The sequence below is a fragment of the Thioclava sp. L04-15 genome (assembly GCF_002020275.1).
Taxonomy (GTDB): domain Bacteria; phylum Pseudomonadota; class Alphaproteobacteria; order Rhodobacterales; family Rhodobacteraceae; genus Thioclava; species Thioclava marina.
In genome coordinates this window covers 89715-98965 of sequence record NZ_MPZW01000010.1, presented here as the reverse complement: position 1 = coordinate 98965, position 9251 = coordinate 89715, and the positions used below count along the sequence as shown (strand labels likewise).

The window sequence follows — 9251 nt, the reverse complement described above, 5'->3', positions numbered from 1 at the left end:
CAAACGCGCCGCGTCTCGGATTTAACGGCAACGCGACAATGGGCGTGATCCGCGTCGCATGAGCAGAGGAGCAAGCAGATTGAAATCGATTGAGATTGGATGTCGGCCAAACCGGCGCAAGGTTCTTGCTGCCGTCCTCGGTAGCGGCTTAGCCACGGTGTTGCCAAGGCTTGTGCAGGCTGCAGTCGATGGTGATCCAGCGGCTCTGGCCTTTGATGGTGATACCATCCTGCTGGCAGATCGAGGGTTGTTCGTCAGTGACGATGCCGGCCAGACTTGGACCGCGGCAGAGACACTGGGGAACGTGCTGTCGCTGGCGACCCATCGCGACCGGCCCGGCCGTGTGGTTGCGGGGTTGGCCGAGGGCGGTGTCAGCATTTCCGAAGACGGGGGCGCTTCGTGGCGTATCTTTGAAGCTAGGCTGCCTGACGGAGAAATCACTGCCGTTGCTATCGCCTCGCGGAACCCGGACATGATCTATGCCTCGCTTCGCGGCGACGGGTTGTGGAAGAGCGAAGACGCCGGTGCAACCTGGTCGCTCGCCATGGACCGCCCCTGGCTCGACGACGCAGAGCGGGAACTTCTTTCTCTGGCTTCGGTCGAGCTTGAGACCGGCATGGGCGGGATCTGGATCTATGCGGGCACCGAGGTTGGCCTAACGCGGGTGCCCGATTGCTTTTGTCGCTGGCAGGACGTGCAGCCAGGCAATGCGATGGACGCATTGGTTGCGGGTGAAGCCCCACCGTCCGAAGCGCCATTGCCAGGAGGTGAACCGATCCTGTCGCTGGCCAGTGCCCCCTCGGCGCCGGAAGTGATGTATGCCGCGCTGCGTTCGGGCCTCTGGGCATCGCAGGACGGCGGAGTCATCTGGCAAAAGCGGGCGAGCAAAGCTGCGACCGCTGTTGCGGTTCATCCAAGAGACGAGACCTACATCGCTGCCCTGTTGGGCGGCATCTTGAAAATCAGCCGTGACGGCGGCGCAACCTGGATCGAAACAGGAGAACGATGATGGAGAAAATGATGCAGAGAAGAAACGCGCTTGGTCTGATTGGCAGCGGCATTGTCGGAATGGTGGGCCTGACCACATCGGCCTGGGCGCAAGCGACCGGCGATGTGGCGCCCGGTCTGGCGGGCAGCGAAAGGCAGATCACCATCTGGCGCGATCCGGGCTGCGGCTGCTGTGATGCCTATGGGGATTATCTCGAAGAACACGGCTTTACCGTAACGCGTGTGGATGACCGCGACTTCGACAAACGCTCGGTCGAAGTCGGTGTGCCCGCCCAGGGCATCGGCTGCCACTTGGCCGAGATCGACGGCTACTATGTCAGCGGTCTCGTCCCCGTCGACATCATCGAGCGGCTGCTGGAAACCCGTCCGGCGATAACGGGTATCACCTTGCCGGGAATGCCCGCGAACGCACCGGGCATGGCTGCGGTCAAGTCAGGCACGCTCAGGACCTACGCCTTTGGCCCGGAAGGAATCTCAATCTATGCCGATGAATAAGGGGCCGAAAGATCGATCGGCGAAGTGTACGGTCAGGCGGTCAGTGCACCTCGCTGCCCTAGTGTCCGCGCTCGCGACCACCGGCGTTGTGGTGCTGGCCCAATCGGAACCGGTTGACCCGCGTGTCGAGGGACTGACGTTTTTGGGAGAGCCCGTGCTTGCATCCCAGGTCATGGCAGGGCAACAGCTTTATGCGGACAACTGCGCCAGTTGCCATGGTGCCAGCCTCGAGGGTCAGCCCGATTGGCGTCGCCGTCTTGACACAGGAAGAATGCCGGCCCCGCCGCATGATGACTCAGGCCACACTTGGCACCATTCAGACCGCATGCTTTTTCAGATCACTAAAGGCGGGGTCGGGGCCGTCGTGCCGGGATACGAGAGCGACATGCCGGCCTTCGGAGAGGATCTGACAGACGCAGAGATCGCGGCTATCCTCGTCTACATCAAGAGCACCTGGCCTGAGCGACAACGTGAGTTCCAAGCCGAAGTTTCGGCCAATGACACGGGCGGGTGAAGATCGACAGGGTGTCAGGATAGTATCTTTCGACCAAAACCGATCCACCGGGGGACCAATTCGGCAAATCTGTCCTACTCCGCCCCCTGACTCCCGCTTTACCACGCTAATTCGGACCTGACCTGGTTGGCCGTTAACCCGCCCGCAAGGCAAGCATGTGCTACCAGGGTCGCGTGCATGCGTTCACGAAAATTTGCCCTTGAACCTCTAGCCACTAGAAGTCCTATCTATTCAAGGAGAACATATACCGTTCTTGCCATCAATCGTCGGCGGGAACCGAAAGGGTACGAAATGCTGACAAGACGACACTTCATTCAAACGACAACAGCGCTCTTTTCGGCGACTGTGGCCAACCCTGTGTTTGCCGATAGCTGGCCCACCGAAGCGCAGAAGGCTGAATGGGACGCGCAAGTCAGCCCGCCCGGCTTCGATCCGGCCACGTCAAACCCTTGGGGACTACACCCACGTTTCTTGCCTCAGCGTGTGGACGCGAAGGACGGCCTCGTGCCAGGAGACATCCATGTCGATGCGGTTGCGCGATATCTCTACCACATTGAGGAGGGTGGAACCGCGATGCGCTACGGCGTGGCGATCGCGCGGGGCAACCTCTACGAGCCAGGTGTTTATAACATCAAGCGCAAGGTCAGGTGGCCGCACTGGACGCCGACACAGAACATGATCGAGCGGGATCCTGAAAACGCAAGATGGGCCGACGGGATGGAACCCGGCCCTCAAAACGCCTTGGGATCGCGGGCGCTCTATCTCTATGTCGGAGATCGCGACACCTATCTTCGGATACACGGCACACCCTATCCGAGAAGCATCGGCGGTCGCGCGAGTTCGGGTTGCGTGCGGATGGTTATGGCACACATCAACGAGCTCTATCCGAACGTCGAGATTGGATCGACAGCACATCTTTATTCGGCTGAGGACAGTGTTACCGCGAGAAGTTGAATGAGGTAATTAGCTTTGAGCGAAATGATGTGACGTGCGGGTCGTCGTCACGCTTCCCGCGCGACGCAGATCGGATTGCCGTTCACCGTGCGCAGCGGCAACAAGGTCGTTTCAACGGGGCCGCTGTGTTCGTACCAGTAGCACCCGTCTTCCGGCACCAAGCGCGCGGTTGCAACATCCTGATCCGGGGCAGCCATTGCAATCACAGCTTCGGGAACGTTGCCCGGCTGGTCTGCCGAGTCGCCCGATCCAGTCGGCTGGATTGCGCACCCGGCCGTAAGCGACAGCGCCACTGCAAACATTATTTTTTGCTTCAGCATCAAAACCCGCATCAAGCTTCCTTTCGTGTCTGTTTTTTCTTTGCATCGGCTTTTCATGCCTCAAGGCGTGATGGAGCCGGTCGCCGCATCCTCTAGCAATAAAACAAACTGAAATACCACCGTATTTTGCTCTTGAAGCTCTAGCTACTGTAGGGGCTATGTCATGGTAAAGCACCCGAATCCAGAGGTCCATTCATGCCGTCCGACACCCATCGTCACGACCACGATCACGCCGAAGATGCCCAGACAAGCGGCGGCAGCTGCTGCGGGAGCGCCGGAACGTGCGGCGACATCGTTCCGGCGATCCCCGCGCCAGCGTGCGGGCGCAGTTTTCAGGTGTCCGGCCTCGATTGCGCCGAGGAGGTAGCAATCCTGAACAAGGTGGTCGGCCCGAAGATCGGCGGGGCCGAGCATCTCGCGTTCGACGTGATCAATGGACGGATGACTATTCTCGACAGCGCCAAGAGTGTATCGGACGGCGAAATTGCAGAACTGGTCGCAAGCACCGGCATGACCGCCAAGCCTTGGGATGCCGAGAACGCGTCGGTCGACCAGGCGGCCCATCTTGCAAGACAGCGGCTGTTTACGGCGCTCAGTGGAGGCTTCTGGGCCGCAGGATTTCTGTGGCACATCATCGAGACCGGCATGGGCGGGGCGCTCGGCCTCTTCGCGGGTCACGGCGAAGCGCCGATGCCACTGGTCGAGGCAGGGCTGTTCGCGGTTGCGATCCTGTTCGGTGTCTGGCTCGTGGCACCCAAGGCATGGTCGTCCGCTCGGCGGCTGTCGCCCGACATGAACCTGCTCATGGTGGTCGCCGTGGCCGGTGCCATCGGGCTTGGCGAATTTTTCGAGGCGGCGACAGTCGCGTTCTTCTTTTCGCTCTCGCTCTACCTCGAAAGCTGGAGCGTCGGGCGTGCGAGGAATGCGGTTTCAGCTCTGCTCGACCTCGCGCCGCCGACGGCAAGAGTTCTTCATGATGACGGCTCGGAAGCGGACGTTCCGGCTTCTGCGGTTGCTATCAACGCACGTTTCATCGTGCGCGGCGGAGACCGCATCCCATTGGATGGTGAGGTTGTCGATGGGGCAGGGGCCGTCGATCAGGCGCCGATCACCGGAGAGAGTGCGCTGGTCCCAAAGGAACGGGGCGACGAAGTCTATGCCGGTACGATCAACGGCGAAGGCACACTGACGGTGCGCGCCACGAAGGCCGCCTCGGACACCGTGTTGGCCAAGATTATCCGCATGGTCGGCGACGCCCATGCCCGCCGCGCGCCGGTGGAGCAGTGGGTGGCGAAATTCGCCCGCATCTATACGCCTATCGTCATGGCTCTCGCCATTGCAATTGCCCTGCTGCCGCCGCTCATTTTCGGGGGGGCCTGGGATTATTGGTTCTACAATGCACTCGTGCTGCTGGTGATCGCTTGCCCATGCGCTCTGGTCATCTCGACACCGGTCTCCATCGTCGCTGCACTCACCGCCTCAGCGCGGGCCGGGGTGCTGATCAAGGGCGGTGCATATGTTGAGGCACCGGGCAAGACCACTGCACTGGCCATGGACAAGACCGGCACGATCACCATGGGCGAGCCCGAGGTGGCGGCGGTGCATCCGCTGGGCAAAGCATCGGCGCAAGATCTGATGACCCTCGCCGCTGGGCTGGAGGCACGTTCCTCGCATCCCTTGGCGCGCGCCATTCTTGCGCGGGCAGAAGCCGACGGCATCAAGGTATCCGCCGCGGAAGATACCCGAACCGTTCCGGGCAGGGGACTTGAAGGACGCACAGACGGCCGGTCGATCTGGCTGGGGTCGGACCGGTTTGCCGAGGAGAAGGGTTTCGGCGACGCCATTCCGAAGGATTTGCGCGACCGCATCGAAGGGGCTGGCAGCACCCTTGTTGCCGTGGGCGACGACACCGGTGTCACCGGCATCTTGGAATTGCGCGACCGTATCCGCCCGGATGCCAAAGGCATCGTGGCGCAGCTTCACGCGCAGGGTGTGAAGACCATCGTCATGCTGACCGGTGATAACGAGCGGACAGCGCGCGCTGTTGCAGCCGAGGTCGGCATCGACGAGGTCCGTGCCGAGCTTCTGCCCGAAGACAAGGTGACTGCCATCGAAGAACTGGTCGAAACGCATGACATGGTGGCCATGATCGGCGACGGGGTCAACGACGCCCCGGCCATGGCGCGCGCGCATTACGCCATCGCAATGGGTGCCGTTGGTTCGGACGCGGCAATCGAGACGGCGGATATAGCCCTGATGACCGACGATCTCGGCAAGGTGCCTTGGCTGATCGGTCATTCGCGCCGGACAATGTCGATCATTCATCAGAACATCGGTATTTCCTTGGCGACCAAGGGCGTTTTCGTTGTCGCTACCGCGTTCGGACTGGCATCGATGTGGGGCGCGATTGCAGCCGACGTAGGAGTGTCATTGCTGGTGGTGGCCAATGCCCTGCGCCTGCTGAACAGCCAAGAGGCCAAGGCGCCGCCGTCCGGCGGTGAGCAGGTTGGCCCACAGATGGCAAAGGCCGCGCTTGCCCACGGACATTGATCACGCAGCATTTGCAAGGTAACGTAATGTCCATAACAGACCTCACGAAAGAGGCATCGAGCAGTGAAAACCATCCGATTTCCCCGCCGCGCCGTCCTGTTGGGCGGGCTGGTAGCGTTTCTGTCCGGGTGTGCCAGCAAGTTCCGCAGCTATGACGGACCCGAAGTCACCCGTGTTCGGCTTTACAAGGGACAGCGCTTGCTTGTTCTCGACGGAGCCGATCGCGTCTTGCAAACCTATCCGGTCGGGCTGGGTTTCGCTCCTGAGGGTCACAAACAATTCGAGGGGGATGGCCGGACTCCGGAAGGAGTTTACACAATCGACAGGCGAAACCCCAACAGCACCTACCATCTTTCGATTGGCATCTCTTATCCGAACGAGGCCGACATCGCCTTTGCCGAAGCGCAGGGCCTTTCCCCCGGCGGCGACATCTTCATCCATGGTGGCCCACGCCCCGGCATCGACCCGACAAATGTCCGCGACTGGACAGCTGGCTGCATCGCGGTCACGGATCGGGAGATCGAGGACATCTATGCAATGGTGAAGGACGGGACACCTATCCACATCTTTGCATGACGGTCTTTCTCATGCGGCGGTAGTGAGCCGTCGCATTGGCGCCATTGCCCAGCTCCACGAAGCCAAGATGAGCGCCAACAGCATCCAGTCCCCGAAGCTCGCGTAGAGTGTCGGCGGTCGCGCGGAGGGCAGGCTAGCGTCGATGATGCCCGTTTCGCCGGTATCGAGCCGCGCAACGATCTCTCCGCTCGCGTCGATGACCGCAGAGATGCCCGTATTCGCGGCTCGGATGACTGGAAGGCCTTCCTCTACGGCGCGCATACGTGCGGAAGCCAGATGCTGCTCGGGTCCGATGCTGGTGCCAAACCAGGCATCGTTTGTCGCGTTGAAAATCCAGTCCGGCCGGAACAGGTCGTCGACCACATGCCCTGGGAAGATGATCTCATAGCAGATCGCCACGGCGACCAGCGGCACACCCGGAAGCGCAAGCGTTCTCGGGCCCGGTCCGGGCGTAAAATCGCCCAGACCCGCCGTGAGCCGCTCGATGGGCAACCAGCCGCGGAATGGCACATATTCGCCGAAGGGCACGAGATGGTGTTTCGCGTATCCGGTCAGGATCTCGCCGGTCTCGTCAAATGCCTGGACCGTGTTGAAATATCGGGTGCCATCCTCGCTCGGTACACGGTCCGGCACACCGGTAAGCAGCACTCTGCCGTCTGGTAGCGCTGCGGCAATGCGGGCCCGTGCCTCCGTATCCTCATCGAGGAAACCCGGAAAGGCGGTTTCCGGCCAGAGAAGAACGTCGAAATCGCCGGGCTGGGTTGAAAGCTCAAGATAACGCGCGAAGGTTGCCTCGCGGTTCTCGGGCGCCCATTTCTCCTCTTGGGGAACGTTGCCCTGGACGATGCGCAGCTCCACACCGGGTGGCTGTTCTGTATCCGACTGGAGGCGAAGTGTGCCGACGGCCCACATCGTCGCGATGCCGGCCAGCGCCATGAGCGAGATGGTCAGTCGTTGCCGCCCGGACGCCATGACAGCCGCGACGGGAAGTGCCGCGACGAACACGGTGAGAAAGCTTAGCCCATAGCTTCCGACCCACGCGGCGGGCTGGCGCAAAGCGGCGTAATCGACCAGAGCGTAGCTGGCGAGGATCCACGGAAAACCTGTCAGAACGTGACCACGCAACCACTCGGCCACGGTCCAGAAGGTCGCGAACAGGAGGCAGGCCAGGAGATTGCCCAGGGCTCCGCGCCGCGCGATTTCGGCGAAGAGCACAGCGGCAATGGCCGGGAAAATCGCGAGACCTGCGGACAATCCCGCGACGGCCGGGATCGCCATCGCCCCAAACCGCTCGGCCTCGACGTAGAAACTCTCCGCGATCCATGAAATCCCGAAACCGAACTGGCCGAGTCCGAACGCCCAGCCGACGAGAAAAGCACGCCCGAAGGAGAGACCGCGAAGACCGACAAACAACGCGGAATAGACAACGGGAACGAGCAGGAGAATCGAGAAAGGCGGGAAAGTCAGAACGGTCAGCGCCCCGGCGACGAAACCAAGCGTCACCCGCGAAAGCAAACGGTGGCGCAGAGCGATGCGGTTCAGAATTTCCGGCTTCACGACTTGATCGAACGCCGCGCGCTGATCCATGGCGCGGCGAGCAAGAGCCCCACGCCACTGACGACAAATACATCGGCCAAGTTGAAGGCAGGCCAATGTGTTGTGCCAATGTAGAAATCGAGAAAGTCTGTTACAGCCCGATACCGCACACGATCGATGACATTGCCCAGGGCTCCGCCAATGATCGCGCCATAGGCAAGCGTTTCCACCGCATTGTCGGCGCGAAACAGCATAACCCCCAGCCAAACACAGATGGCAAGAGCGAGAGCGATGAGGCTCCACCACGGCGCGCCGCCCAACATCCCGAAAGTCACGCCGTCATTACGATAAAAGACGAGGTTGAATCCCGGAAACACGGGAATCCCGGCGCTTAAAGTGACGGCATTCGCAACGACAATGGCTTTGGTGATCTGATCGATCGCGAACGCAGCAAGTGCTGCGAAGACGCCGATCATCGGAGATACCTTGTTTAGTGACATTGCCTCATCCCAACCAGACATCAAGAAACAGCATTAGAACGAGCCCGACTGCGAGACCGAGCGTCGCCCTGTTCTGATGGCCGCTGCGATGGGTTTCGGGGATGATTTCGTGGCTGATAACGTAGAGCATTGCGCCCGCGGCAAAGGCCAGACCCCATGGAAGCAGCGGTTCCGACAGTGTGATGATCCCGGCCCCGAGCAGGCCGCCAATCGGCTCGACCATGCCCGTCAGCGCCGCGATGCCCCAGGCGCGCAGCTTCGGATATCCCTCGCCCAGCAGAGATACAGCGACGGCCAATCCTTCGGGCGCATTCTGAAGCCCGATTCCGACAGCAAGAGGCAGACCGCCCTCCATACCTCCGGATCCGAAGCCGACCCCAACCGCAAGGCCTTCGGGGAAGTTGTGGATCGTGATTGCGATGATGAACAGCCAGACCCGCCGCAAAGACGCCGCTTCGGGCCCTTCGCGTCCTGTCTTGAAGTGCTCGTGCGGCAGCTTTTCGTTCATCAGGGCGACAGCCCCCATTCCCAGAAGGATCGAGACGCACACGATGGCCGCAGGCATCGCGCCGTTCTCGAACATTGGCTCTGCCGCATTCAATGCCGGGATGATCAGCGAAAAGAACGAGGCTGACAGCATGACACCGGCGGCGAAGCCGAGCGACAGATCGCGCGTGGCCCGGGACGGGATGCGCCCAAACAGCACGGGAACTGCTCCGACTGCCGTGAGCGAACCGGCGGCGAGACTTCCGAGAAAGCCAAGCATTATCGGAGACAGATTTTCCATGGGCGGGCCAG

The 9251-nt window shown here is 61.3% G+C and carries 10 protein-coding genes; 6 read left to right on the top strand and 4 right to left on the bottom strand.

Features of this window, described 5'->3' with window-relative positions; genetic code table 11:
• Positions 1-79: 79 nt before the first annotated feature.
• The 4 genes from BMI90_RS16915 (at position 80) to BMI90_RS16900 (ending at position 2971) form a co-directional block, all read left to right on the top strand.
• Positions 80-1009: an exo-alpha-sialidase gene (locus tag BMI90_RS16915; protein ID WP_233128156.1), complete on the top strand. Its 930-nt coding sequence runs from the start codon at positions 80-82 to the stop codon at positions 1007-1009.
• The gene (locus BMI90_RS16910) at positions 1009-1503 is read left to right on the top strand and encodes a DUF411 domain-containing protein (protein WP_043772565.1); all 495 of its coding nucleotides are present in this window, start codon (positions 1009-1011) and stop codon (positions 1501-1503) included. Before BMI90_RS16915 ends, BMI90_RS16910 begins: the two co-directional genes overlap by 1 nt.
• Positions 1496-2017, top strand: a complete 522-nt coding sequence (locus BMI90_RS16905) for a cytochrome c (protein ID WP_138919430.1) — start codon at positions 1496-1498, stop codon at positions 2015-2017. The genes BMI90_RS16910 and BMI90_RS16905 overlap by 8 nt, the downstream gene beginning before the upstream one ends.
• Positions 2018-2308: 291 nt before the next feature.
• Complete coding sequence (locus BMI90_RS16900; protein WP_009503854.1) at positions 2309-2971, top strand: L,D-transpeptidase; 663 nt, start codon at positions 2309-2311, stop codon at positions 2969-2971.
• Positions 2972-3018: 47 nt separating this feature from the next.
• Here the strand turns inward: BMI90_RS16900 and BMI90_RS16895 are convergent, their stop codons facing one another.
• Entirely contained in the window at positions 3019-3303 is a 285-nt protein-coding gene (locus BMI90_RS16895) for a hypothetical protein (RefSeq protein WP_043772563.1), read from the bottom strand.
• 183 nt (positions 3304-3486) lie between these two features.
• Here BMI90_RS16895 and BMI90_RS16890 point away from each other — a divergent pair, with 183 nt between their 5' ends.
• Positions 3487-5841 carry a cation-translocating P-type ATPase gene (locus BMI90_RS16890; RefSeq protein WP_078530651.1) on the top strand — a complete coding sequence of 785 codons (2355 nt, stop codon included), beginning with the start codon at positions 3487-3489 and terminating at the stop codon, positions 5839-5841.
• Between the two features lie 63 nt (positions 5842-5904).
• On the top strand, positions 5905-6417 hold the full coding sequence (locus tag BMI90_RS16885; RefSeq protein ID WP_018001713.1) for a L,D-transpeptidase family protein: 513 nt from the start codon (positions 5905-5907) through the stop codon (positions 6415-6417).
• A gap of 9 nt (positions 6418-6426) precedes the next feature.
• Here BMI90_RS16885 and lnt read toward each other — a convergent pair whose 3' ends face one another.
• The 3 genes from lnt to BMI90_RS16870 are packed head-to-tail and all read right to left on the bottom strand — an operon-like array spanning position 6427 to position 9240.
• Complete coding sequence (gene lnt / locus BMI90_RS16880) at positions 6427-8004, bottom strand: apolipoprotein N-acyltransferase (RefSeq protein WP_076367378.1); 1578 nt, start codon at positions 8002-8004, stop codon at positions 6427-6429.
• Entirely contained in the window at positions 7971-8429 is a 459-nt protein-coding gene (gene lspA / locus BMI90_RS16875) for a signal peptidase II (protein ID WP_076367376.1), read from the bottom strand. Before lspA ends, lnt begins: the two co-directional genes overlap by 34 nt.
• Before the next feature lie 28 nt (positions 8430-8457).
• Entirely contained in the window at positions 8458-9240 is a 783-nt protein-coding gene (locus BMI90_RS16870; protein WP_009573592.1) for a ZIP family metal transporter, read from the bottom strand.
• Positions 9241-9251: the final 11 nt, after the last annotated feature.

Bases quoted from the DNA above. Each gene is read 5' to 3' on its own strand.
- BMI90_RS16890 (WP_078530651.1), top strand. From the start codon at position 3,487: ATGCCGTCCGACACCCATCGTCACGACCACGATCACGCCGAAGATGCC.
- BMI90_RS16905 (WP_138919430.1), top strand. From the start codon at position 1,496: ATGAATAAGGGGCCGAAAGATCGATCGGCGAAGTGTACGGTCAGGCGG.
- BMI90_RS16870 (WP_009573592.1), bottom strand. From the start codon at position 9,240: ATGGAAAATCTGTCTCCGATAATGCTTGGCTTTCTCGGAAGTCTCGCC.
- lspA (WP_076367376.1), bottom strand. From the start codon at position 8,429: ATGATCGGCGTCTTCGCAGCACTTGCTGCGTTCGCGATCGATCAGATC.
- BMI90_RS16895 (WP_043772563.1), bottom strand. From the start codon at position 3,303: ATGCGGGTTTTGATGCTGAAGCAAAAAATAATGTTTGCAGTGGCGCTG.
- BMI90_RS16900 (WP_009503854.1), top strand. From the start codon at position 2,309: ATGCTGACAAGACGACACTTCATTCAAACGACAACAGCGCTCTTTTCG.
- lnt (WP_076367378.1), bottom strand. From the start codon at position 8,004: ATGGATCAGCGCGCGGCGTTCGATCAAGTCGTGAAGCCGGAAATTCTG.
- BMI90_RS16910 (WP_043772565.1), top strand. From the start codon at position 1,009: ATGGAGAAAATGATGCAGAGAAGAAACGCGCTTGGTCTGATTGGCAGC.